A 25,238-nucleotide genomic window follows, 5' to 3' on the forward strand; every position below is an offset into this window, starting at 1 on the left:
ATTTGTTTGCAAAAATATAAAAAGAGCTTGCCTGATGAGGGTAAGCTCTTTTTTTGTTTTCGAAATAATATAAAATTAAATATACTATGGTATTAAGAATTGCAGTACAATCGAAAGGCCGATTATTTGAAGAAACTATGGAGCTTCTGCAGGAAGCAGGTGTAAAACTGAATAATATTAAGCGTACATTACTGGTGCCGGCAAAAGGTTTTCCGGTAGAGATACTTTTTTTACGTGATGATGATATTCCGCAAGCTGTGGCTACAGGTGTTGCCGACATAGGAGTGGTGGGAGAGAACGAATACATGGAAAAAAATGAGGATGCAGAGATTGTAAAACGACTGGGCTTTAGTAAATGCCGTCTGTCTCTGGCCATTCCCAAAGATGAAAATTATGAAGGCATAAAATGGTTTGAAGGAAAAAAAATCGCTACCTCTTATCCTTTTATCCTGAATAAATATATGAAGGAACTGGGTATCCATTCCGATATACATATTATTACAGGTTCGGTAGAGATTTCACCGAGTATCGGATTATCGGATGCAATTTTCGACATTGTCAGCTCCGGAGGTACACTTGTCAGTAACCGGTTGAAAGAAGTGGAAGTAGTTATGCAGTCGGAAGCTTTGTTAATTGCGACAAAGAATCTTTCGCAAGAAAAAAAGAATATTCTTGACGAATTGATTTTCAGAATCGAAGCAGTGCAAACCGCAACTGATAAAAAATATGTACTTTTGAATGCGCCTGAAGATAGATTGAGCGAAATTATCGATATTCTTCCCGGGATGCGTAGTCCTACTGTAACCCCATTGGCGACGAAAGGCTGGTGTTCGGTGCAATCAGTAGTGGAAGATAAGCGTTTCTGGGAAGTGATAAGTAAGCTGAAATCTTTAGGTGCAGAAGGAATATTAGTGTTACCAATCGAAAAAATGATATTATGATACAGGTTTCGGACGATATAGTTTTATATCCGCTGTCGGTAGATGACATTTTTAAGATTTTCAATACATTGAATGACGAGCGTGAATATATGCGCGAGTGGTTGCCCTTTGTAGATACGACAAAGGAAGTAGAGGATACCGCCAGCTTTGTAAATCATGTTTTGGTAACGGCAGATAAGCAGTTTACCATTTATTTCCAGGGACAATTTGTAGGCTTGGTCGGTTTTAAAGATACTGATTCAATCAACAAAAAGGTCGAAATAGGCTACTGGCTGTCACAATATGCACAGGGAAAAGGGATTATGTTACATTCCGTCAGAAAATTGATAGAATATGCTTTTACCGAAATGGATATAAACCGCATACAGATAAAAGTTGCAATAAACAATCACAAAAGCAGGCGGATACCCGAAAAACTGGGTTTTCAGTCTGAAGGGATTGAACGTGATGGCGAATTACTCGTTGATAATGTATTTACCGATATTGCCATATATAGCTTGTTGAAAAAAGAATATGGAGGATAGACAAATGCAGATAATAAAATATCCCGAACGTTCGGAATGGGCAAGTATTTTGTCCCGCCCTGTATTCGATACATCAGCATTGAATAGCACTGTCGGTGCTGTGCTGGATGAAATTAAAACACGGGGAGATAAAGCGGTGTTCGAATACGAAGAGAGATTCGACAAAGTAAAGCTTTCTTCATTGGCAGTAAGTAGAGAGGAGATAGAGGCTTCCGTATCTTTGGTTTCCGAAGAACTGAAAGCGGCCATACGGTTGGCGAAAGAAAATATAAAGACTTTTCACCACAGTCAGATTTTCGAAAGTAAGAAGATCGAGACTACTCAGGGAGTTACATGCTGGCAGAAAGCAGTAGCTATAGAAAAGGTCGGCTTATATATCCCGGGAGGGACGGCGCCTTTATTCTCAACAGTGCTTATGCTTGCTGTTCCGGCAAAGATTGCAGGCTGTAAAGAAATTGTACTTTGTTCTCCACCGGGTAAAGACGGGAAAATACATCCGGCAATACTTTTTGCCGCGAAGGAAGCCGGAGTAGATAAAATATTCAGGATAGGAGGGATACAGGCCATCGGAGCCATGGCTTATGGTACCCAAAGTGTGCCGAAAGTATATAAGATATTCGGGCCCGGCAACCAGTATGTAATGACAGCTAAACAGCTTGTAAGCCTTCGCGATGTTGCTATAGATATGCCTGCCGGACCATCGGAAGTGCAGGTAATAGCCGATGATACGGCAAACCCGGCATTTGTGGCGGCGGATTTATTATCTCAGGCAGAACACGGGGCTGACAGTCAGGTGATACTGACTACTACGAGTGAACAGTTTATTGCGGATGTATTGCAGGAAATAGAACAGCAATTGGTTGAATTACCCCGCCGTGAAATAGCGGAAAAGGCTTTGCTGAATAGTAAACTGATTCTGTTAAAAGACAACAGTGAAATAATCGATATGACGAACCAATATGCGCCGGAGCATCTGATTATAGAAACATCCGATTATATGAATATTGCCGATCAGGTCATAAATGCAGGTTCGGTTTTTCTCGGACATTATACGCCTGAAAGTGCAGGAGATTACGCTTCGGGAACGAATCATACTTTGCCTACCAACGGTTATGCAACAGCTTACAGCGGTGTAAACCTGGATAGCTTTGTCAAGAAAATCACTTTCCAGAAAATCACGAAAGACGGTATCCGTAATCTTGGCCCGGCAATAGAAGTGATGGCGGAGAATGAGGAATTATATGCGCATAAAAATGCTGTAACATTACGGTTGAAAGAATGATTACTCCCTTGATTATAAAATATAAGAGCCGGGAATATGAGGAAATGCTTATTCTTCGGACAAAGATATTGAGAGAGCCTTTAGGCCTGACTTTTACGGATGAAGATATCACAATGGACAAGGATGATATGCTTTTGGGACTTATTTTGTCAGAAAAACAAAAGATGGTTGCCTGCTGTATCCTCACCCGCTTGAATAATAAAACTGTCAAAATGCGGCAAATGGCTGTAGACACAGAAGTACAAAAAAGTGGACTTGGCACGAGTATGCTTTCTTTTGCCGAATATGTGGCCGAAAGGGAAGGGTTTGAGAAAATCGTGCTTCATGCCCGCAAGGTTGCTATGGGTTTTTATCGGAAATATGATTATAAAATAGTAGGAGAAGAATTTACTGAGGTGGGTATTCCTCACTTTGAAATGGAAAAGCAAATAAAAATGGAAAAAGAAAAACAACAGGTAATTGACGAAGTTTCGAAATATATCGACATTACACTAACTCCTTTTGGTAAGTCGCAGCGTGGCGTAATAGATGTGGAAAAACGTGACCCTATGTACGATGGGAATGGTGTGGTATATATGCTCTCTGTCTTTGAGAAAGGAGAGTTGGTAAACAACCGTATCGGTACATATATGGTTCTGCTGAATAAGGGAGATCAGGCGGGGTTTCATGAGCATGGAACCAAGAAAGAACAGGAGCTGTATGTGCTTGTACATGGTGAGGGAGAATATATAGAACGTGAAGGACAGGATAAAATAACAAGGAAATTTAACCTGAAAAAAGGAAATGTGACATCTATACAGGGTGATGATAATTACCATTCTATCATCAATACCGGTGATGAGCCGTTGATCATATTTGTGGTGACGACATACGAAAAGGCCTGATTAATTATTTTTTACTATCGGAACCTGTTCAATTTTAACAATTATCCTTATATTTAGGCTAGTAAATTGATTGTTGAATTTCTAAATCTGTTTAATCATGGGTAAAAGAATATTGATGCTTGCAGGCGATTTTGTTGAAGATTATGAATTGATGGTTCCTTATCAGGCTCTTTGCAGTATTGGCTTTCATGTCGATGTAGTATGTCCGGGAAAGAAAGCCGGGGATCAGGTAGCAACAGCAATACACGATTTTGTGGGTTTCCAGACATATGTGGAATTGAGAGGCCACAATTTTACACTAACGAAGAGTTTCGATAGTGTGAAACTGGAAGATTATGCAGGGCTTTATATCACAGGTGGACGTGCTCCTGAATATATCCGTCTCGACCCTAAGGTGATAGAATACACACGCTATTTCTTTGAAAAGAATTTGCCTGTAGCTGCTATTTGTCACGGCATTCAGATACTGACAGCCGCCAATGTGGTAAAAGGACGTACATTAACATGTTATGTAGCCGTAGGTCCGGAAGTAACATTGGCCGGTGGTAATTATAAAGATATTCCGGCAACGGAAGCTGTCACAGACGGTAATTTGACCACCTCTCCTGCATGGCCGGGGCATCCCGCTATATTAAGGGAGTTTTATAAATTGCTGGGGGTAAAGATAGAGTTATAAATGGTCAGCTTTCGCAGGCTGATTGAAGATAAATAGTTTTAATGTCCTTTGTGCTAAGCTCTTGAATTGTGCAAAGGGCATTAAATTTAAATGATAATTGAATAAACAATGAATCTGCAACAATTAGTCCGCAAGAATGTATGGAATATGAAGGCCTATTCTTCGGCACGTGACGAGTTTAAAGGGGAGGCTTCCGTATTTCTGGATGCAAATGAAAATCCGTTAAACGATAAGTACAACCGTTATCCCGACCCATTGCAATGGGCACTGAAAGAAAAAATATCGAAAATAAAAGATATTCAGCAGGGGAAGATTTTCCTGGGCAATGGGAGTGATGAACCCATAGACCTTGTCATTCGTATATTTTGCGAGCCCCGTATAGATAATATTGTGGCTATCGATCCTACATACGGTATGTATCAGGTGTGTGCTGATGTAAACGATGTGGAATATCGCAAAGTATTGCTGAACAGTAATTTTGATCTTGATGCCGGTACATTGTTGGAAAAGGCAGATGAGAATACAAAACTTATATTCCTCTGCTCTCCAAATAACCCGACAGGTAATTTGCTGAACAGGAAAGAAATAGAAAAAGTGTTGAACTCTTTTCCCGGTATTGTAGTCGTAGATGAAGCCTATATCGATTTCGCATCAGAAAAAACATGGCTGAATGACTTACAAAAATATCCGAACCTGATAGTTTTGCAAACATTTTCCAAAGCATGGGGATTAGCCGCTGTCCGTCTGGGGATGGCTTTTGCGTCACCGGAAATTATCAAACTATTCAATAAGGTAAAGTATCCGTACAATGTAAATATCCTCACGCAGAACTTTGTGAATGGAGAACTGGATAAACTGGAATTGAGGAAAGAATGGATACAAATCTTGCTGAAAGGACGCGATTATCTGAATGAGGAATTACTAAAACTCCCTTTTGTAGAGAAAATATATCCGACAGACTCTAATTTTATATTGGTCAGGGTTACAGATGCAAACGGATTATATAAGCAGCTGGCAGATAAAGGTGTGATTGTGCGTAATCGTAATTCTGTATCTCTCTGTGCAGGTTGTCTGCGTATTACTGTGGGTACAGATGAAGAAAATAAGATATTGATAGAGACTTTGAGAAATATTTGACATGAAGAAAAGAGCATTATTTATAGACCGTGACGGAACAATCGTGATAGAACCACCGGTAGACTATCAGCTGGATAGCCTTGAAAAGCTGGAGTTCTATCCTAAAGTTATCCGTAACCTTTATTTTATCCGTAAAAATCTGGATTTCGAGTTTGTTATGGTAACCAATCAGGATGGATTGGGGACCTCATCGTTTCCCGAAGATACATTCTGGCCGGCACATAATCTGATGCTGAAAACATTGCAGGGTGAAGGGATTACTTTCGACGATATACTTATCGACCGCAGTTTTCCCGAAGACAATGCGCCTACCCGGAAACCCCGAACAGGGCTATTGGGTAAGTACATGAATGAAGAATATGATATGACGCATTCATTTGTAATCGGTGACCGTCTGACCGACGTGGAACTGGCAAAAAATTTAGGAGCGAAAGCTATATTCTTACGCGATGATATGGATGTTCCTGCCGGATTACAAGATGCTTGTGTATTGCAGACTACCGACTGGGATATTATCAGTGAATTTCTTTTTGCCGGAGAGCGAAAGGCAGAAGTAAAGCGTACGACAAAAGAAACGGATATCTATATTGCTTTGAATCTGGATGGAAAAGGCATTTGCGATATAACTACCGGTCTTGGATTCTTTGACCATATGCTCGAACAGATAGGCAAGCATTCGGGCATTGATTTGACCATAAAAGTAAAAGGTGACCTGAATGTGGATGAACATCATACGATAGAGGATACTGCGATAGCTCTGGGTGAAGCGCTTTATAAGGCTTTTGGCGATAAACGGGGAATAGAACGCTATGGATATTACTTGCCGATGGATGATTGCCTGTGTTCTGTTGCTCTTGATTTCGGAGGACGTCCGTGGCTGGTATGGGATACCGAGTTTCATCGCGAGAGGGTGGGAGATATGCCTACCGAGATGTTCCTGCATTTCTTCAAATCGTTGAGCGATTCGGCAAAGATGAATTTGAATATAAAAGCGGAGGGTGCAAACGAACATCACAAAATAGAAGGTATATTCAAAGCTTTTGCCCGTGCCGTCAAAATGGCAAAGAAACGGGATATTTTCAACTATGAACTTCCGTCTACCAAAGGAGTAATCTGATTCATTGGTTATTTTGATACAATAAATAGACGCTAATCTCTGTTTTTATAGAAACATTAACTTCTCATTTTTCATTTTTTGTGTAAGTTTGCACCGATGAAAAAATATATACTGACAGCGTTTCTGTTTTTTGCCATATTTTCCGTGCTGAACGCTCAGGATAGCAGGCGTAGACCCACCCGGTCTACCCCCCCCGTTCAAAAGCAAAAAGAGGATTCGGCAGCTCCGGTTCCGGATAATTTTCCGGTAACGGTTACGACGGTAGATACTGCCAAAGTTGAAGTCCCACCTATATATGGATGGAAGATTTCGCCTCGTTTGGGAGAGCGGATTTTCTTACCGATGGATACGGCTATCGTTAATTTTCATCAGAGTATGCTGGTCGATGGTTTCGATGTCAATGTGGGGTATCTGGGGAATGTCGGTTCGCCGGCACAATCGATGATATTTTTCGACCGCCCCGAATCATCCCGTTTTGTATTCCTCGATGCCATGCACTATTGGCGTAAAGATCCACAGGATAAGTATTATCTTAATACAAAAGTTCCGTATTCTAATGTCCGCTATCAGACAGGAGGCGGGGGGCAGAGCGCAGAACAGCGTTTGCAAACGGAGATCTCCATGAACCTGGGTAAGAAACTGAATGTTGGCTTTGACTTCGACTATGTATATTCGCGGGGAAATTATACTTCGCTGTCCAATAAGCAGATGAACTATGACTTTTATGCCAGCTATATAGGGGATAAATATAAAATGCATGCGTTTCTGGCAAATAACAATTTCAACAATATAGAAAATGGCGGGATCACCAATCCTTTATATATTACCAATCCGAATTCGGATGAAATAGTGCAGACTCAATTCAGAGGCAATTCGCTGGACATTCCTGTGAGGATGCAAAGTACATGGAACAAGATGAGGGGTAAGCATCTCTATGTGACCAATCGCTACGATCTGGGCAATGATGAAGAGGAATATATGGTAAATGATACCACCAAAGCCTGGCGTAAAAAAGCAAATTATATTTCTCCGGCCAGTGTGATATTCACAACACATTATACTGACCAGAAACGTCGGTTTTTATCGAACTATGCAGGAATAGATACTCTATATCAGTATTACAATAATATAGATGGAAGTGTTGATCCGGAACCTAAATATATGAGTAATATAAATGACTTTACGTCGTATTATTCATTTAAGAATACATTTGCCTTGGCTATGAATGAAGGTTTCCGTAAATGGACTAAGTTCGGGCTGACAGCCTTTGCCGAATACGATGTGCGTAAATACTCAATGCCGGGAGGATTGCCGGGACTGCATGAACGGTATAGTGAAAATGCGTTGACTATAGGTGGTGTTCTGTCAAAAGAGAAGGGTAAATATCTGAGATATAAAGCTTCGGCAGAATTTAATATTCTGGATGGGAAGGACTATAAACTCGAGGGGGAAATTACCACTATGCTGAATCTTTTCGGCAAGCAGGTTTCGGCAAAAGCGAACGGATATATAAAAAGCATAAGCCCCAGTTTCTTCCAAAAGAATTTTTCTTCCAAATACTGGAACTGGAATAGTGAAAATACCAACTTTAGCAATACCAACAGGGTATATGTAGGCGGGGAAATTAATTTCCCGGAATTATCCTTTTCTAAAACACGCATTAGCGGAGGGGTGGAAAATATAAAGAATTATATATACTATAATGAAAATAAAGTAACGGCGCAAGAGTCCGGTAGTGTTCAGGTAGTTTCTTTACGCTTAGATCAGAATCTGAAAGCGGGAATCTTTCATTGGGATAACCAGATCGTATATCAGAAGTCCGGGAACGAGAATGCAATTCCTCTGCCCGAACTTAGTATATATTCCAATATATACCTGATGACCAAAATAGCAAAGGTATTGACCCTGCAAATGGGTGTTGACGGACACTTCTTTACCGAATATTATGCTCCCGGTTACGAACCGCTCACCATGCAGTTCTATAATCAGCAAAAGGAGAAGATTGGTAATTTTCCGATAACAACGGCATATATAAACTTACACTTGAAATTTACCCGTTTCTATATCATGATGTATAATCTGACAGATGGAATGGGCAATGGACAATCTTTTACACTCTATCGCTATCCGGTAAATCCCCGGATGTTAAAACTTGGTATTTCGTGGCGGTTCAATAATTGATTACACCATGACAAAGAAAAAAACTCTGGTTTCTGTCTTACTATTTATTACAGTATCAATAATCATCTCGGTTTTTGTATTCAGCAAAAGCGGTCAGCCAAAGGACTTTGCGCAGATAAAAAAAGATGGGGTACTGCATATTGTTACTGATTATAATTCTGTAGGCTACTTTGTTTCAGGAGATACTATAGCAGGATTCAATCATGACCTGATTCAGTTACTAAAAGCGCATATTCCGTTGAAAATCGAAATTCTGCTGGAAGCTAGCCTCGGTAAAAGTATCGAAGGACTTAAACACGGAAAATATGATGTCATGGCACGTAATATCCCGGTTACTTCCGAATTGCGGGGTACTCTCGTTTTTACCGACCCTGTCGCTCAAAACAGGCAGGTGCTGATACAGCGGAAGAAAGAGTTTAACGAAGGGGTGGAGCCTTTGCGAAGTCATCTCGCTTTGGCTAAAAAGACATTGTATGTCCCTCTCAATTCCCCTGCCATATTGCGGATAAGAAACCTTTCGCACGAGATAGGTGATACGATCTATATAAAAGAGGATTCTACCTATGGTGCCGAACAGTTGGCTATGCTGGTAGCGTCCGGAGATATTGACTACGCTGTTTGCGATGAGAAAAGTGCGGAGAAAATAGCGCGGTCTTTGCCGGAAATAGACTATTCCACATTGATAGGTTTCACGCATATTGAAGCATGGGCGGTAAGCGAAAAATCTCCGGTTCTTTTAGACTCGCTTAATACATGGATAAAGCAGGTTAAAGGATCGAAAGAGTATAATGATATATACCAAAAGTATTATAAATAGGAATCTGATCCTACTATTTGTTATACAGGTCTTCTATGTTTGATAAATTATCTTTATAATATTACCTTTGTACTCGCTTATTGTAAGTTACAGTTCTCTTTTGGCAGGTCTCCATTGTTTTTTGATAAAAAATGATTAAAATTGCTATGTAGACTTTGCAATGACGTAAAAAAAAAGTACCTTCGTCAGATTTTAATTTAGATTATTAAGATTACAGAGTGGAATCATTCTTTCGTACACATAGATATTTAGTAGAACACCTTGACAGTGTTATTCCAAGATTGTTGATGAAGCAGATTGACTGGTCTCAGCGGTTAATCGGGATAAAAGGTACCAGAGGGGTTGGAAAAACTACATTTTTACTCCAATACGCAAAAGAGTTTTTCGACATAAACAGGAGGGATTGCCTCTATATAAATCTCAACCAGTTTTATTTTACTATCAGGTCTATAACTAGTTTTGCGCGAGAATTTGTAGAGCGTGGAGGTAAAACATTGTTGCTGGATCAGGTCTATAAATACCCTGACTGGGCAAGGGAACTAAAAGAATGCTACGAGCTTTATCCGCAATTGAAGATCGTATTTACCGGTTCTACCGTAATGAAACTTCATGAAGACGAAGGTCTTTCGCCTATTGTGGATGTATATAACCTGAGAGGTTTTTCCTATAGGGAGTTTCTTAATATCCAGTTCGAAAAAGATTTTTCAGCATACACTCTGGATGAGATTCTTACAGATCACGAAAGGATAGCGGAAGAAATCTGTACCCGGATAAGGCCGCTTGATAATTTCTGGTCTTATATGCATCACGGCTATTATCCGTTCTATCTTGAGAAGAGAAATTTTTCTGAGAACCTGCTGAAAACGGTAAATATGATGCTCGAAGTAGATGTGTTGTCAATTAAGCAGATAGAGTTAAGCTATCTTCCCAAATTGAGAAAACTATTGTACTTATTGGCGCAATCCGCGCCGGGTAAGCCGAATATAAGTCAGTTGAGTATCGATTGCGAAATATCAAGGGCGACAGTTACCAACTATATGGAATATCTGCGAAGTGCACGCCTCATAAATATGTTATATAGAGAAGGAGAAGAATTTCCTAAAAAACCGGATTTGGTATATATGCACAATACCAATCTTATATTTCCGTTGAAGATGTCCCAGATAGAGGATCAGGCTTTGCGGGAAACCTTTTTCTACAATCAGATACACCACAGCGACAGCAAACTCAAGAAAGGGGTGAAAAGTGGAATGTTCGTTGTAGAAAGTGAAGGGAAAATGTATAAATTTAAGATAGAAGGACAGAAAAGCAGAGGTAAGAATAAGTCAGATATGTTCTATGCTGTAGGTAATCTCGATACAGGCGACAAAAATATAATTCCTCTTTGGCTCTTTGGCTTTTTATATTGAATAAAGAAAAGGATTTGATCTAGTATAGGTTTATATAAATCAAATCCATGAATCATAAAGTAAACTAAATAAGATAATCAACTATTACAAAAAGGTATGGCTAAACAAAAAAAATTCCTTACATGTGATGGTAATCAGGCGGCCGCGCATATTTCATATATGTTCAGCGAAGTAGCTTCGATTTATCCTATCACACCATCATCGACAATGGCAGAGTATGTTGATGAATGGGCGGCAGCCGGACGCAAAAACATATTCGGCGAAATACTAAAAGTACAGGAGATGCAATCTGAAGCAGGTGCTGCAGGTGCTTTGCATGGATCATTACAGGCAGGTGCTCTGACGACCACATATACAGCCTCACAAGGTTTGTTGTTGATGATTCCTAATATGTATAAGATTGCAGGAGAACTTCTTCCGAGCGTATTCCATATTTCGGCACGTGCGCTGGCTGCTCAGGCTCTTTCTATCTTCGGAGACCATCAGGACGTTATGGCTGCGCGCCAGACTGGTTTTGCGATGTTCTTCTCCGGTTCGGTGCAAGAAGTAATGGATCTTTCGGCAGTTCCTCATTTAGCAACGCTTGAGGCTCGCATTCCATTTATGAATATCTTCGATGGCTTCCGTACTTCTCACGAAATACAGAAAGTAGAAGAAATGGATCAGAACGATCTTATTCCTTTGATCGATCAAAAAGCATTGAAAAAATTCCGCGAAAGAGCATTGAATCCTGAAAACCCTGTAACACGTGGTACGGCTCAGAACGATGATATTTATTTCCAATCCCGTGAAGCTGCAAATAAATTTTATGATGCGGTACCTGAGATAGTAGAAAAATATCTTGCTGAAATAACCAAGATTACAGGCCGCAAATACGGCTTGTTCGATTATTACGGAGCGGAGGATGCAGACCGTGTAATTATAGCAATGGGTTCAGTAACAGAAGCTATCAAAGAGACTGTAGACTTCCTGAATGCTAAAGGTGAGAAGGTAGGTCTTGTTGCAGTTCACTTATATCGTCCGTTCAAGGCTGAAGCATTTATGGCTGCTATACCAAAAACAGCTAAGAGAATCGCTGTACTTGACCGTACAAAAGAACCGGGTTCTCTCGGGCAGCCATTATATATGGATGTAAGAGACTGTTTCTATGGAAAAGAAGAAACTCCTACTATCGTTGGTGGTATTTATGGTCTTTCATCCAAAGATACTACTCCGGCTCAGATAATGTCAGTTTATGAAAATCTGGCAATGGCTATGCCGAAGAACGATTTCACAATAGGTATTGTGGACGACGTGACATTCAAATCTCTTCCGTTGAAAGAAGAAGTTTCGGTAGATGAATCTGCATACGAAGCGAAATTCTACGGATTAGGTTCTGATGGTACAGTTGGTGCGAATAAAAATACTGTGAAAATTATTGGTGATAATACGGATAAATATTGTCAGGCATATTTTGCCTACGACTCTAAGAAGTCGGGAGGTTTTACAGCTTCCCACCTTCGTTTTGGTGACAATCCTATCCGTTCTACATATTTGGTAAACACACCAAATTTCGTAGCATGTCACGTTCCGGCTTATCTTCACCTTTATGATGTAACCAAAGGCTTGAAGAAAAACGGTACATTCCTTCTCAACTCTGTATGGGATAAAGAAGATGTAGGAAATTATCTTCCTGACAATGTGAAGAAATATCTTGCAGTAAACAATATCAATTTCTATATAATCAATGCAACCAAGATTGCTACGGAAATTGGTCTTGGAGGCCGTACAAATACAATCCTTCAATCTGCATTCTTCAAAATTTCAAATGTGATTCCTTACGATCTGGCTGTAGAGCAGATGAAGAAATTCATCGTTAAATCATACGGCCGTAAAGGGGAAGACGTAATTAAGAAGAATTATGCAGCGGTAGATCGAGGTGTTGAAGTAGAAAAGGTAGAAGTCCCTGCAGAATGGGCTAATATCGTAGTCGGTAAACCGGTAGAGGATGATGCTCCTGAATTTATCAAAAAAGTGGTGCGTCCTGTTAATGCCCAACGTGGTTACGATCTTCCGGTATCTGTATTTGTAGGCCGTGAAGACGGTACATGGGATCATGGTACAACTGAGTATGAGAAACGCGGCGTGGCAGCTTTCGTCCCTGTGTGGGAGGCTGAAAATTGTATACAGTGTAACCAGTGTGCTTATGTATGTCCTCATGCTACTATCCGTCCGTTCGTACTTGATGCTACAGAGCAGTCTAAAGTTCCGGAAGGAGTGGAATTGCTTAAGGCTCAAGGCAAGCAATTTGATGGAATGGGATTCCGTATCCAGGTAGACGTGCTAGACTGTCTTGGTTGCGGAAACTGTGCTGATATCTGCCCGGGCAAAAAAGGTAACTCAGCCCTTAAGATGGTAGAGATCGGTACTCAGTTCCCTGAACAGAATAACTGGGATTTCATGATAAAGAATGTAACCAGCAAGGCTCACCTTGTGGATACTAAACTGAATGTGAAAAACTCTCAGTTTGCAACTCCATTATTCGAGTTCTCAGGTGCATGTTCCGGTTGTGGTGAAACTCCGTATATCAAACTTGTTACCCAATTGTTTGGGGACCGTATGTTGATTGCCAATGCTACAGGCTGTACTTCAATCTATGGTGGTTCGGCCCCTTCAACTCCTTATCGTAAGAATGAAGAAGGTAAAGGTCCGGCATGGGCTAACTCTTTGTTTGAAGATAATGCTGAGTTTGGTCTGGGATATGCTTTGGCAAACATCACAATGCGTGACCGTATCCAGAAATTGATGACTCAGGCCCAGGACTGCGATAAATGCTCGCCGGAACTGAAAGCCCTGTATAAAGAATGGATAGAAAATAAGAATGAAGCTGAAAAGACAAAAGAACTTCATGCTCAGATAATGCCATTGCTTGAAGTAGAGAAAGATAACTGCGAGTATTGTAAGGAAATTTATTCTTTGAAACAATATATTATCAAACGTTCTATCTGGATCTTTGGAGGTGACGGTTGGGCTTACGATATAGGTTTCGGTGGTCTGGACCATGTGATTGCTTCTGGTGAAGATGTAAATATTCTTGTACTCGATACAGAAGTTTACTCTAATACAGGAGGTCAGTCTTCTAAATCTACCCCGGTAGCTGCTGTAGCTAAATTTGCTGCCGCAGGTAAGAAGATCCGTAAGAAAGACCTCGGAATGATTGCGGCTACCTATGGATATGTATATGTTGCTCAGGTGGCGATGGGTGCTAATCAGGGACAATGCCTGAAAGCAATTAAAGAAGCTGAAGAATATAAAGGCCCATCATTGGTTATCGCGTATTCACCATGTATCAGCCACGGATTACGTAAGGGTATGGGGCATGCTCAGGATGAAGAGAAAGCAGCTGTAGCTTGCGGATACTGGCACCTGTGGCGCTACAATCCGATGTTGGAGGAAGAAGGAAAGAATCCGTTTACGATGGATAGTAAAGAGCCGGATTGGTCTAAATTCCAAGAGTACCTTGGCAGTGAGGTTCGTTACACTTCTCTTCAGAAGTCTAATCCGACAGAAGCATCAGATCTGTATAAAGCTGCTCAGGATAATGCGATGTGGCGTTACAAAGGCTATCAGCGTCTTGCTGCTGCAACATTTGATAAATTTGACGAAGCTTCAGAGCTTCAAAATTAATGATTGTTAATTATTGATATATAATAACATTTGGAGAGCCAGTCATGATGATTGGCTCTCTTCTTTGTTAAAAGCCTTATAGCTACATGTTTATTAAATATAAAGAATCGCAATTTAATATATAAAAGAATTCTAAATTAAAAAATATGTATTATCTTTGCCAAACCTGATATATAGTTATTATAACTGATACAAAACATATGAACAGAAAAACTTTACTAACTTCACTGCTATTGCTCTGTGTATCAATAGTATCCTTTGCTCAGACAAATCAATCAGAGCAATATTCCGTGCCAACGCGGAATGAATATTTACAGAAAGAGCCTGTTTGGTTTATTTCCATAGGAGCCGGAGGACAGGTTTATTTCGGAGAGGACGATAATGGAGTGCCTGGCAACCGTATAAGCCTTGATAAAAGAGTAACTTTCGCGCCCACATTGACAATCGGGCGGCGGATGAGTAACATAATAACCCTTCGTCTGCAGCTATCGGGCGGTAGCCTGCATGGTTTCAACGATGGCTGGAACGGGACTTACACCCGTTGGTGGAAAGATGGGGCTAATGGTGAGGATTTTATGCGCCTTTCTAAAGATCCGCAATGGGATTATATGGGATGGGTAGAAGGTGTGGACTATGAATATAGTGCTGTAGATGCTACGGGAGTGCCTGTATATCATCCGGCGAGAGGTGGTAAGTTTGGTGCTGAAAATCAGAGTTACTATATGCAGCATATGCGTTATATAAGCGCTACCGGAGATGTGTCTCTAAATTTGTTGAACCTGTTAAGGGGATATCAGCCAAATCGTAAATTTGAAGTGTCTCCTATTGCCGGTGTGGGTTGGTATCAACGTTTTGCGCATATGGGTACACTCAATAATACGTTCTTCGGCGGTAGCTTAGGTTTGAACTTAGGTTTTAATTTAACCCGGAAATTCCAAATCTTTGCCGAAGGCAGAGGTATTATTGTAAGCGATAAATTTGACGGACAACAAGGCGATTTGAGTAATAATGGTATTGCGCAGGCTACAATGGGGGTGACATATAAGTTCGGAGAACCGAAATATATTGATCCTGCTATTGAAACACGTTTGGTTATGCCATATAATATAGCACGAGGCTGCGATAAAATGGTACTTGTGCCCGGAGGTAATATAGAGATGGGGACAGGTGTAGACCCGCTTTGGGGTGATTCTGTTCCACGTAAACTGGTTGCTGTAAGTCCTTTCTGGATGGATGAAACGGAAGTGACAAATAAACAATATCGTGAATTCGTTTATTGGGTACGTGATTCCATTATCAGAGAACGTTTAGCAGACCCGGCTTATGCTGGAGATCCTACATTTAAAGTGTTGATTAGGCCAAGTGATAATTCTTTCACTTCTGTAGGGCAACGATTAAACTGGGTTAAGCCAATACCATGGAAGAATCCGACAAGCAGAGAGTCGGCCGCCATAAACAGTGTTGTGGGAGGAAATCCTTTTGGCGCGGACAAAGGCGGATTGATTGTGTCAGCAATGAATTATAAATATGATTGGTTCGACTCTAAGAGTTATTATGCATTCTTAGGCAAAATGCGTGCAGGTGAAGCTACAGCTATTGCTATTACGAAAGATACAGCATATGTAAATTCGAGAGGAGATATTGTTCGCGAAACATTATCAAGAATGTCTCACGGTGACCGGATCGATTTTACGAATACTTATATAGTAAATATATATCCTGATGTAATGAGCTGGATGACAGACTTCGCCAATGCAAAAAGCGAGCGTTATGTAGAAAGTTACTTTACAACGAAAGCCTACGATAATTTCCCTGTGGTTGGCGTATCATGGGAAGCTGCCGATGCTTACTGTGCATGGCGTACAGACCGTTATATCGCAGAAGGTAAATGTACTCAGGCCGGTTTTGAAGGTTATCGGTTACCTACTGAAGCAGAATGGGAGTTTGCCGCCAGAAACGGACGTTCCGAACTGGAATATCCATGGTATTCGGATCAAACACACACTACAGATGGTCTGGCTCATGCTAATTTCAGGGCATCTAAAGATTTAAAAGATTTGGTATCTCCTGTGGCAACATTCCTGCCTAACCGTTTCGGTTTGTATGATATGGCCGGAAATGTGGCAGAGTGGACTACCACAACATTTACGGAGTCGGTAGACCGTATGGCCGATGAGGCTAATCCTGACTTTAGTTACAGAGCAGTATTAGCTGACCCTGCTATCCTTAAACGTAAAATAGTGAAAGGTGGTTCGTGGAAAGATGCGACAGTGCGTTCGGGAGACAGGTCAGTTGAGTTTCAGGACAAAGGCCGTTCATTCATCGGTTTCAGATGTGTGAGATCGTGGGGTGTGGACGAAAAAGGAAGATTTAGATAATAAATCCGTTAAATATAAGTTTATACTTATATAACATCACTTATAGTTTAGCAAAATGACGAAGAAAGAAAATATTAAACATTTCATATCCAGCAGAAGGGGTCAGATAGTATTCAACTATTTATATAGCTGGGGGGCTGCGGTAGTTATTATTGGAGCCATGTTTAAGATTATTCATCTTCCTTATGCCGATTATATACTAATGGCGGGAATGATTACGGAAGCAGTTGTATTCTTTATTTCTGCATTCGATTATATTTCCCCGACTCCCGCTACTGAAACAGTTGCTAATGCTGGAGTGGTTATAGGTAGTAGTGTGACTGGCGGCACAGTTGTTGCACCCCAAACTGCAGCAGCGGTAAGAACAGATTCGGTTAAAGGCAAAGCGGAAAGTTCTGGCCCTGTAGTCGTTATTGCAGGTGGGGGAGGAAACGTCTCCGGTAGAGTTTCTTCTGGCTCTGGTGTATCTTCTGCCGGAAATACAGAAGGTGGTAATGTGAGCCAGACAGTATCGGCTGGAGTATATTCATCCGGTGCTTCAGGAGGGGGAAATGTCTCGGGTGGAGGCTTTTCAGGTGTGCCTGCTTCGGGAAATGCAGGCGGAGATAATTCTTCGGGAAGAAGTATTGCTCCTGAGTATGCACAAAGCTTAAATGATACCGCGCAAAATTTGGAAGAATTTTCTACAACTATACAATCGTTGAATGAAGCATCCCAGAAGCTGCTGGGTGCTTATAGGCACGTTACCGAAACTCAAGGTTTTGTGGACAACCTGGCGACATTGAATCAGAATGTAAGTGGACTGAATGATGTATTCAATACCCAGCTACAGACGATAACAGAGCAAATGTCGGCCATCAGATATATAAACGATAGCTTAATCCGGATGAAAGGTTTATATGACGGAGCTATCGGGGATAGTTATATGTTCAGGGAAGAATCTGCAAAAATGACTAGGCATATAGAAGCATTGAATAATGTTTATGCCCGTTTATTACAGGCGATGACAACAAATAACAACAATATGAACCCAACTAATTTTTAAGTGGAGATCGTTAGACTTGATTTGAAAATTAAAAAGAAGATAACTGATGGCATTAAGTAGAGGGCAAATGACGCGGCAGAAGATGATAAATCTGATGTATCTGGTTTTTATTGCTATGCTCGCTTTAAATGTATCGACAGAAGTTCTCGATGGATTTGTATTGGTAAATGATAATCTTCAGGAAAATATAGCGGTTACAGCTGCACGGAATAAACAAATATATTCAGATATAGACGAGGCATATGCTACAAATCCTGAAAAAACCCGCAAGGGGTATGATACATCGCAGGATGTAAGGCGCAAAACTGATTCGCTCTTCAACTATATACAATACCTGAAACAAGAGATTGCAAAAAAAAGTGATGGAGCGGATGCCGATATTGATAATCTGAAATCGAAAGACAATCTTAATGCTTCATCCGAAGTAATGATTTCTCCCGTCGGCGGACAGGGAAATAAACTGAAAAAAGCATTGGATGAATACAGAGAAAGCATATTAACCCTGATATCTGATAAAACAAAGAAGGATGTGGTTAATAAGACTTTGTCTACTCAGCCGAACGAACGTGCGAAAAAAGACGGAAAGAACTGGTTACAGGCTTCTTTCGACAGAATGCCAAGCATTGCCGCTATAACTTTTTTATCGGAGTTGCAGGTGAATGTGAAGCAGGCGGAAGGGGAAGTGCTGAATAGTTTGATTCAGGATATTGACGTAAAAGATATGAGGGTCAATCAATTGAGTGCTTTTGTTGTTCCTCAATCCAGCATGGTAATGCGTGGAACAACATATTCGGCACAGATTATTATGGCCGCGGTCGATACAACACAGCGTCCGCGTATAGTTGTCAATGGCAAAGAGTTGCCGGAAGATAAAAAAGGTTTATATGAATTTGCCGCTACAGGTACAGGAAAGCAGACTTTCAATGGTTTTATAGAGATGCTGGACCGGAGCGGATTCCCATTGAAGCGGGAGTTCACTCAGGAATATACAGTTATGGAACCGATGGCTACAATTGCTCCTTTACTGATGGATGTACTTTATTCGGGTATTCCCAATCAGATTAGTATATCAGTTCCCGGTGTTCCAATTAGCGAAGTCTCAGCAACTGCTGTAGATGGTGGAACATTGAGTGCTTCGGGCAATGGAATCTGGGTAGCTTCACCTTCTCCATCCAAAATAGGGCAAAAATTTGTAATTGCCGTGTCTGCGAGAGTGAATGGAGCGACTCAAACTGTGGCAAGAAAAGAGTTCAGAATACGCCCATTGCCTCCGGCATTGGCATATATTGATTATAAAGATGCTAATGGTAACCAACGGAAATTCAGGAAGGGTGCTTTATCCAGGGCTTTGATACTAAATTCGCCGGGAATTAAGGCTTCAATAGATGATGGTATTCTTGATATTCAATTTACGGTATTAAGTTTTAGAACATATTCGTTTGATGCCATGGGAAATACTACACCGGAATTATCAAATGGTGCTAATTTTTCTCAACGTCAGATAGAACAAATAAGGAAGATGAGTAGAGGAACGCGTTTCTTCATAGGCGACATTAAGGTAAAAGGTCCTGATGGAGTAGAACAGGAAACGAATCCAATGCAAGTAACGATTAATTAATTAACACAAAAATAGCATATTATGAAATCTATCATTTCATTTATGATGGGCGGATTACTGATTACAAGTTCGCTTTTCGCACAAAACTACGCAAATAACAGACCTAGAATCTTAGATGAAGTATCAGTTGTTACTTCAACTTCGGAAGATATGGCTACGGATATTTCTACAAGAGAGTTATCCGTGATGGAAAATTCAATGAATGATTATACTTCTTCGATCTGGTCGCGTGAGATTTACCGACAGATTAGTGATGTGGAAGGTAATGAGACATTCTTTTATCCTCAGGCATCTACAGAACAGAGAACCAACCTGTTCTCGTTATTGGTAAACCTTTTGAGTACAAATACAATAAACGGATATAAATACGAAGCCCAACCGGAGTTGGGTGCCAGGCTTACCGGAAAAGAAACCCTGGAGGAAGCGGCTATTCCTTTTACAGAAGCTAGTGATAGAACTCTTAATGTGAAAAGGGAAGATATCCCATCCGATAAGATAACTCACTATCTGGTAAAGGAGAGATGGTATTTCGATGCCAAGACATCCAAAGGGGATGTGCGAGTGACGCATATTTGTCCGGTATTATTCGAAAAGGGTAAATATTTTCCATTGTTCTGGGTTCGCTTCGATGATGTGAGTGTATATCTGGCAAGAGCGGTATCGCCGGTAGGAGTAGCTAATGTAACTCCTGTTTTGACGAATGCTTCTATGTTTGATATTATCCGTAACAGATGGTATCGAGGTTGTATATATCAGGTGGGAATGAGACAACTGTCTGCTCACTTCCCAGAAATGAAAGACCTGATAAATGAACGTAAGCGTATAGAGAATGAACTGGATTATATCCAGTCTAAATTCTATGCTGCGGAAAGAAGAAGATAAAAAGAATCAGTATTATATAAGAAGCCTTGTAGAGAATCTATGAGGCTTTTTCCTTTTATATGAGAAAGGAAAAAATCCCCTTGGAATCACCTCAGGGGATTATATATCGTACTGTTTAGCTAGGCTTCTGCACCTCCTGTATTATCTCCATTCCTTTCAGAATAGCTTGTTCATTCATCGGTAGTAACTTGTGATGACGTTCAGGTAGCGATTTTTTCAGCCCCAGCATTACATTATCAAGCTGCACCATCGGTGATACCTTGAGGAGGCCACCCAATACGATCATATTAAAAGCCTTAGTATTTTGCATTAATGTGGCTGTATCTATGGCTTCTATTTTGTATATATATATGTCCTTCCTTGTTGGCGGATGCTGGAATCCACTAGGGTCATATATTAATATTCCTCCCGGTTTTAAGTGAGGTTCAAACTTATCGAGTGAAGGCTGGTTAAGTATAATTGCTATATCATACTCGTTTACAATAGGCGAACTGATAGCATTATCGCTTAGTATAACTGTTACGTTAGCAGTACCACCGCGTTGTTCCGGACCATATGATGGAAACCATGAAACTTCCTTATCTTCCATCAGCCCCGAATAAGCCAGTATCTTACCCATCGACAGCACACCCTGCCCTCCAAAACCTGCTATTATTACTTCTTGTGTCATGCCTTCTCTTTTAGATATTTTTTAAGTCTCCCATAGGGTAAACAGGGAACATATTCTCCACCATCCAATCATTTGATGCCTGAGGCGTCATTTTCCAGCCGGAACTACAAGTTGATACTATCTCAACGATGGATGTACCTTTATTCTCCATAGAGTTTTCAAACGCTTTCCTAATCATACGCTTTGCCTTTTTTACGGTTGCTGCTGTATGCACACTCTGACGGGTTGCAAGACATACGCCTGGTAATTGTGCCAGCAAATCCGTTATTTTGAGGGGGTAGCCATTTTCATAAACATCCCGTCCGTTGGGCGTTGTGGCAGTTTTCATATCCAGAAGAGTAGTCGGAGCCATCTGTCCTCCTGTCATACCGTATATACCATTGTTAATAAAGATAATGGCAATGTTCTCACCTCTGTTTGCAGCATGTATCGTTTCTGCTGTACCGATAGCAGCAAGGTCTCCGTCTCCTTGGTAAGTGAATACCATTTTCTCAGGATTAAGACGTTTGACGGCGGTAGCCACTGCCGGAGCACGTCCGTGAGCTGCTTCCTGCCAGTCTACATCCAGATAATTGTATGCGAAAACAGCACAACCGACAGGCGCGATAGCGATGGTTTTATCCATAATTCCCATTTCTTCCACCACTTCGGCTATCAATTTATGTACAACCCCATGTGAGCAACCGGGGCAATAATGCATCTCGGTATCGTTCATTAATGCAGGTTTTGCATACACGAGATTAGCCGGATCTATAATGTTTGTACTCATAATCTTAAAATTTGAATTTGAAAATACTGTTTTTAGCAGTCAAATTTACGTTGCAGAGCATCTACCACTTCGCTTGGAGTAGGTACTATACCTCCCAGACGTCCGTAATGTTCTACTTTTACTTTTCCGCTTACAGCCAGACGAACATCTTCCACCATTTGGCCGGCATTCATTTCTACTGTAAGTATTCCTTTTATTTTGGATGCGTATTTGTCTATTTCTTTTGAAGGGAACGGCCAAAGTGTGATAGGACGGATAAGTCCCACTTTTATGCCTTGTGCACGTGCCAGATCCATTGCTTTCTGGCATATACGTGCTGCGGAACCGAAAGCCACCAATATATAGTCGGCATCTTCACAGTTGATTTCCTGATGCAGGCATAATTCTTTTTCAATTTTCCTGTACTTTGCCTGAAGGCGGAGATTATTCACCTCCATTTTATTTGAATCCAGTTCGAGAGTGGTTATTATCGTAGGCTTTTTTCCGGGTAGCCTGCCCAATGTCGCCCATGGGCATTGCTCTCTGATTTCGGCATCAGTTCTTCTGCGGGTGTATGCAGGGAGTTTGACTTTTTCCATCATCTGACCGATAACACCGTCGGTAAGTATCATTGCCGGAGTTTGATATTTAAAAGCGAGATCGAAACCCAATGTAACAAAATCGGCCATTTCCTGTACCGAACTTGGAGCGAGAGTGATTAATTTATAGTCTCCGTGGCCTCCTCCTTTTACAGCCTGGAAGTAATCGGCCTGCGACGGCTGTATGGTACCTAATCCCGGGCCTCCGCGCATTACGTTTACCAGCAAGCAAGGTAGTTCGCCTGCGGCGATATATGAAACCCCTTCGAGCATAAGGCTCATTCCGGGGCTGGAAGACGATGTCATAACTGCTTTTCCACAGCCTGCGCCACCGTATACCATATTGATAGATGCTGTTTCACTTTCAGCCTGAAGGACAACCATTCCTGTCGTTTTCCAAGGAGCCTCGGCCATTAATGTTTCCATTATTTCCGATTGGGGAGTAATTGGATATCCGAAGTAGCCATCAGCACCATATCTGATTGCAGCATGAGCTATGGCTTCGTTGCCTTTCATTAAAAATATTTCTTCTGACATAAGCTTTTAATTGATTAAAAAAACGAATTACGGATAGTCAGGCCTATAGGCACGGACAAGTAATTCGTTATACTATTCAAATTTTTTCTTGTAAATGGTGAGACATCCGTCGGGACATACATAACCACAATTGGCACAACCGATACAAGCTTCGGGATTTTTCATAAAAACATAGTGGTATCCTTTCTGATTTACATTTCGGGGCTGAAGCTCCAAAACATCGCAAGGGCATGAAACTACACATAGATTACAGCCTTTGCAGCGTTCTTCATTAACTACGACTGTTCCTTTGATTTTGGCCATTTCCTTATAATAATTATTTTAGCATTACTTTTCCGCCAGGGAATTTTCATCCGATCCTGACACAAAGGTATGCGTATTTATTTTTATATTCTTCTTTTTGGATAACAAAGATGTTAAAAAAAATCATGTCACTAAACATATTATTATTTTTTAGGAGAATATGAGTGCTTGAATTTCAGTTGGTTGTCTATGCAATATTGCATTCGGCTATTTTTTTCTGTCTTTATGTCAACTACTTGGATCAAATCGTCCGGTCTTATCTGAATTTGTAAACCTCTTTTTCCTGCACTTATATAGATAAAATTATATTTTTTACATGAAACATCTATATATGTCGGAAATTTCTTCTTCATCCCTATAGGCGAACACGCACCCCTTATATATCCTGTCACATTCAGCAGATCTTTCATCGGTATCATGTCACAGCTCTTGTTACCGGATACCTTTGCCGCAGTTTTCAAATCCAGTTCTTTTGCTCCGGGAATAATACAGACAAAATATCCTGATTTATCTCCTTTCAATACCAATGTTTTAAATAATTGTTCTACAGGTTCATTTAGCTGTTCGGCGACATGGACGGCGCTAAGGTCTGATTCATCGACTTCATAAGGAATAAGTTTATACTCTATTTTTTCTTTGTCCAGTAATCTAACGGCGTTTGTTTTCTCTATTTTCATAGCTGGCATATCTTACCTTTTTCGGTGTTTAAAACAAATAATTTATCAAGATGTTTATGGAATTAACCATTTATAGTTATCTATTAACTAAAACACGAATTTAAACATTTATATCATGAAAAGCATAACTAATCTTTTTATAATCGCTATCATAGGATTTCCTGGCATGCTGTCTTGCGGCAACAGTAATAAAAGTATTCAGCAAGAACAATCTTATGAGATGTCCATGACTGCTGTAGAAGATGAAAAAAGCAGTGCAGACCAAGTTCTCGACGAAGCATATGAAGTGGAGAAGAAAGAGAAAGCTCCTTCTACTACACTCAAATTCACTCCGCCACAGATTGTTCCTAATTTTATCACCTCTTCAGCTGCCGTTGCAACCTATGATGATGGTGTACATAAGTTTGTGCGTACAGCCTCTACAAAATTTAAAGTAAGAGAAGTCGTTCCGGCTACACAGTCAATAGAGGATATAGCGCTGAAAAACAGAGGCTTTATTATTAAGTCTGCCATCAATAACGAGAACCTGTATTCGGAAACTGTCAATATTTCAAAGGATTCCGCAATAGTCAACTATTCATGTAATCTTCTTGCAACCATCGAGTTGAAAGTTCCTGCGTCATTGCTCGATTCCGTTCTGCGCCAGATAGCACCTTTGGCCATTCTGGTGGATTACCGGACGATAGATGCGCAGGACGTTACAGTAAAACTGATGGCTGACCAGTTGGCTCAAGTTCGCTTGTCTAAGAGGCAAAAACGCATATCTAACGCGATCAGTACAACCGGGCGTAAGCTGGATGATGTAATGGCAGCGGAAGATGCCCTGGATACAAGCCTCGAAGACGCTGACAGAAAAGTGATCTCCGAATATATGACTAATGAGCAGATTGCATACAGCACCATAAACATCAGCATGTATCAGGACAAAATAGAGTATTCCGAGAAGATACTCCGTAAAACTGCAATTAAGGAGTACACTCCGGATTTTGGCTCCAAACTGTTAGATGCATTTGCCGGGGGGTGGTACATTATTAGTGCCACATTTCTTATTCTGGTTCATATCTGGCCACTCATCATTGTTTTCGCTATCGGGTTGTTTATCTTTATGAAGATAAGGAAAAGGAATAAGCAGGGGTGATCATGGCAG

21 protein-coding genes are annotated in these 25,238 nt (G+C 40.7%); 16 read left to right on the top strand and 5 right to left on the bottom strand.

The annotated features are described in order from the left end of the window. The first annotated feature begins 86 nt into the window (after positions 1-86). The 15 genes from hisG to ACYQ3L_RS10140 all read left to right on the top strand — a co-directional run bounded on the left by hisG (position 87) and on the right by ACYQ3L_RS10140 (position 20,557). The gene (gene hisG, locus ACYQ3L_RS10070) at positions 87-941 is read left to right on the top strand and encodes an ATP phosphoribosyltransferase (RefSeq protein WP_379995653.1); all 855 of its coding nucleotides are present in this window, start codon (positions 87-89) and stop codon (positions 939-941) included. Beyond that, positions 938-1,465, top strand: coding sequence for a GNAT family N-acetyltransferase (locus ACYQ3L_RS10075; RefSeq protein WP_379995651.1), 528 nt, complete (start codon positions 938-940; stop codon positions 1,463-1,465). Before hisG ends, ACYQ3L_RS10075 begins: the two co-directional genes overlap by 4 nt. Positions 1,466-1,469: 4 nt before the next feature. Then, positions 1,470-2,747, top strand: a complete 1,278-nt coding sequence (gene hisD, locus ACYQ3L_RS10080) for a histidinol dehydrogenase (RefSeq protein ID WP_379995913.1) — start codon at positions 1,470-1,472, stop codon at positions 2,745-2,747. After that, complete coding sequence (locus ACYQ3L_RS10085; protein ID WP_379995649.1) at positions 2,744-3,631, top strand: GNAT family N-acetyltransferase; 888 nt, start codon at positions 2,744-2,746, stop codon at positions 3,629-3,631. Before hisD ends, ACYQ3L_RS10085 begins: the two co-directional genes overlap by 4 nt. Before the next feature lie 97 nt (positions 3,632-3,728). Continuing rightward, complete coding sequence (locus tag ACYQ3L_RS10090) at positions 3,729-4,307, top strand: DJ-1/PfpI family protein (RefSeq protein ID WP_379995647.1); 579 nt, start codon at positions 3,729-3,731, stop codon at positions 4,305-4,307. A 108-nt stretch (positions 4,308-4,415) separates the two neighbouring features. Further along, positions 4,416-5,444, top strand: a complete 1,029-nt coding sequence (gene hisC / locus ACYQ3L_RS10095; protein WP_379995645.1) for a histidinol-phosphate transaminase — start codon at positions 4,416-4,418, stop codon at positions 5,442-5,444. 1 nt (position 5,445) lies between these two features. Then, positions 5,446-6,561 carry a bifunctional histidinol-phosphatase/imidazoleglycerol-phosphate dehydratase HisB gene (gene hisB, locus ACYQ3L_RS10100; RefSeq protein ID WP_379995643.1) on the top strand — a complete coding sequence of 372 codons (1,116 nt, stop codon included), beginning with the start codon at positions 5,446-5,448 and terminating at the stop codon, positions 6,559-6,561. A gap of 96 nt (positions 6,562-6,657) precedes the next feature. Beyond that, complete coding sequence (locus tag ACYQ3L_RS10105; RefSeq protein ID WP_379995641.1) at positions 6,658-8,742, top strand: putative porin; 2,085 nt, start codon at positions 6,658-6,660, stop codon at positions 8,740-8,742. A 7-nt stretch (positions 8,743-8,749) separates the two neighbouring features. Further along, on the top strand, positions 8,750-9,559 hold the full coding sequence (locus tag ACYQ3L_RS10110; RefSeq protein WP_379995639.1) for a transporter substrate-binding domain-containing protein: 810 nt from the start codon (positions 8,750-8,752) through the stop codon (positions 9,557-9,559). 218 nt (positions 9,560-9,777) lie between these two features. Beyond that, on the top strand, positions 9,778-10,968 hold the full coding sequence (locus ACYQ3L_RS10115; protein ID WP_379995637.1) for an ATP-binding protein: 1,191 nt from the start codon (positions 9,778-9,780) through the stop codon (positions 10,966-10,968). Positions 10,969-11,064: 96 nt separating this feature from the next. Further along, on the top strand, positions 11,065-14,634 hold the full coding sequence (gene nifJ, locus ACYQ3L_RS10120) for a pyruvate:ferredoxin (flavodoxin) oxidoreductase (RefSeq protein WP_379995635.1): 3,570 nt from the start codon (positions 11,065-11,067) through the stop codon (positions 14,632-14,634). A 200-nt stretch (positions 14,635-14,834) separates the two neighbouring features. Next, positions 14,835-17,012: a T9SS ring complex lipoprotein PorK/GldK gene (gene porK, locus ACYQ3L_RS10125; RefSeq protein WP_379995633.1), complete on the top strand. Its 2,178-nt coding sequence runs from the start codon at positions 14,835-14,837 to the stop codon at positions 17,010-17,012. A 55-nt stretch (positions 17,013-17,067) separates the two neighbouring features. After that, complete coding sequence (porL, locus tag ACYQ3L_RS10130; protein WP_379995630.1) at positions 17,068-18,057, top strand: type IX secretion system motor protein PorL/GldL; 990 nt, start codon at positions 17,068-17,070, stop codon at positions 18,055-18,057. Positions 18,058-18,103: 46 nt separating this feature from the next. Then, on the top strand, positions 18,104-19,675 hold the full coding sequence (gene porM, locus ACYQ3L_RS10135) for a type IX secretion system motor protein PorM/GldM (protein ID WP_379995628.1): 1,572 nt from the start codon (positions 18,104-18,106) through the stop codon (positions 19,673-19,675). Between the two features lie 21 nt (positions 19,676-19,696). Further along, entirely contained in the window at positions 19,697-20,557 is an 861-nt protein-coding gene (locus ACYQ3L_RS10140) for a gliding motility protein GldN (protein WP_379995626.1), read from the top strand. Positions 20,558-20,672: 115 nt separating this feature from the next. Here ACYQ3L_RS10140 and ACYQ3L_RS10145 read toward each other — a convergent pair whose 3' ends face one another. The 5 genes from ACYQ3L_RS10145 to ybaK form a co-directional block, all read right to left on the bottom strand. After that, the gene (locus tag ACYQ3L_RS10145) at positions 20,673-21,227 is read right to left on the bottom strand and encodes a 2-oxoacid:ferredoxin oxidoreductase subunit gamma family protein (RefSeq protein ID WP_379995624.1); all 555 of its coding nucleotides are present in this window, start codon (positions 21,225-21,227) and stop codon (positions 20,673-20,675) included. A 10-nt stretch (positions 21,228-21,237) separates the two neighbouring features. Continuing rightward, positions 21,238-21,996: a thiamine pyrophosphate-dependent enzyme gene (locus ACYQ3L_RS10150; RefSeq protein WP_291108218.1), complete on the bottom strand. Its 759-nt coding sequence runs from the start codon at positions 21,994-21,996 to the stop codon at positions 21,238-21,240. Between the two features lie 32 nt (positions 21,997-22,028). Then, positions 22,029-23,111: a 3-methyl-2-oxobutanoate dehydrogenase subunit VorB gene (locus tag ACYQ3L_RS10155; protein WP_006798522.1), complete on the bottom strand. Its 1,083-nt coding sequence runs from the start codon at positions 23,109-23,111 to the stop codon at positions 22,029-22,031. Positions 23,112-23,183: 72 nt separating this feature from the next. Further along, a complete protein-coding gene (locus ACYQ3L_RS10160; RefSeq protein WP_006798521.1) occupies positions 23,184-23,414 on the bottom strand; it encodes a 4Fe-4S binding protein in 231 nt (76 codons plus the stop codon). 143 nt (positions 23,415-23,557) lie between these two features. Further along, entirely contained in the window at positions 23,558-24,091 is a 534-nt protein-coding gene (gene ybaK / locus ACYQ3L_RS10165) for a Cys-tRNA(Pro) deacylase (RefSeq protein WP_379995621.1), read from the bottom strand. A 115-nt stretch (positions 24,092-24,206) separates the two neighbouring features. Between ybaK and ACYQ3L_RS10170 the strand changes: the two genes are divergently transcribed. After that, the gene (locus tag ACYQ3L_RS10170; protein WP_379995619.1) at positions 24,207-25,229 is read left to right on the top strand and encodes a DUF4349 domain-containing protein; all 1,023 of its coding nucleotides are present in this window, start codon (positions 24,207-24,209) and stop codon (positions 25,227-25,229) included. Positions 25,230-25,238: the final 9 nt, after the last annotated feature.

The sequence above is a fragment of the Dysgonomonas termitidis genome, assembly GCF_054657735.1.

Bases quoted from the DNA above. Each gene is read 5' to 3' on its own strand.
- hisG (WP_379995653.1), top strand. From the start codon at position 87: ATGGTATTAAGAATTGCAGTACAATCGAAAGGCCGATTATTTGAAGAA.
- ACYQ3L_RS10075 (WP_379995651.1), top strand. From the start codon at position 938: ATGATACAGGTTTCGGACGATATAGTTTTATATCCGCTGTCGGTAGAT.
- hisD (WP_379995913.1), top strand. From the start codon at position 1,470: ATGCAGATAATAAAATATCCCGAACGTTCGGAATGGGCAAGTATTTTG.
- ACYQ3L_RS10085 (WP_379995649.1), top strand. From the start codon at position 2,744: ATGATTACTCCCTTGATTATAAAATATAAGAGCCGGGAATATGAGGAA.
- ACYQ3L_RS10090 (WP_379995647.1), top strand. From the start codon at position 3,729: ATGGGTAAAAGAATATTGATGCTTGCAGGCGATTTTGTTGAAGATTAT.
- hisC (WP_379995645.1), top strand. From the start codon at position 4,416: ATGAATCTGCAACAATTAGTCCGCAAGAATGTATGGAATATGAAGGCC.
- hisB (WP_379995643.1), top strand. From the start codon at position 5,446: ATGAAGAAAAGAGCATTATTTATAGACCGTGACGGAACAATCGTGATA.
- ACYQ3L_RS10105 (WP_379995641.1), top strand. From the start codon at position 6,658: ATGAAAAAATATATACTGACAGCGTTTCTGTTTTTTGCCATATTTTCC.
- ACYQ3L_RS10110 (WP_379995639.1), top strand. From the start codon at position 8,750: ATGACAAAGAAAAAAACTCTGGTTTCTGTCTTACTATTTATTACAGTA.
- nifJ (WP_379995635.1), top strand. From the start codon at position 11,065: ATGGCTAAACAAAAAAAATTCCTTACATGTGATGGTAATCAGGCGGCC.
- porK (WP_379995633.1), top strand. From the start codon at position 14,835: ATGAACAGAAAAACTTTACTAACTTCACTGCTATTGCTCTGTGTATCA.
- porL (WP_379995630.1), top strand. From the start codon at position 17,068: ATGACGAAGAAAGAAAATATTAAACATTTCATATCCAGCAGAAGGGGT.
- porM (WP_379995628.1), top strand. From the start codon at position 18,104: ATGGCATTAAGTAGAGGGCAAATGACGCGGCAGAAGATGATAAATCTG.
- ACYQ3L_RS10140 (WP_379995626.1), top strand. From the start codon at position 19,697: ATGAAATCTATCATTTCATTTATGATGGGCGGATTACTGATTACAAGT.
- ACYQ3L_RS10145 (WP_379995624.1), bottom strand. From the start codon at position 21,227: ATGACACAAGAAGTAATAATAGCAGGTTTTGGAGGGCAGGGTGTGCTG.
- ACYQ3L_RS10150 (WP_291108218.1), bottom strand. From the start codon at position 21,996: ATGAGTACAAACATTATAGATCCGGCTAATCTCGTGTATGCAAAACCT.
- ACYQ3L_RS10155 (WP_006798522.1), bottom strand. From the start codon at position 23,111: ATGTCAGAAGAAATATTTTTAATGAAAGGCAACGAAGCCATAGCTCAT.
- ACYQ3L_RS10160 (WP_006798521.1), bottom strand. From the start codon at position 23,414: ATGGCCAAAATCAAAGGAACAGTCGTAGTTAATGAAGAACGCTGCAAA.
- ybaK (WP_379995621.1), bottom strand. From the start codon at position 24,091: ATGAAAATAGAGAAAACAAACGCCGTTAGATTACTGGACAAAGAAAAA.
- ACYQ3L_RS10170 (WP_379995619.1), top strand. From the start codon at position 24,207: ATGAAAAGCATAACTAATCTTTTTATAATCGCTATCATAGGATTTCCT.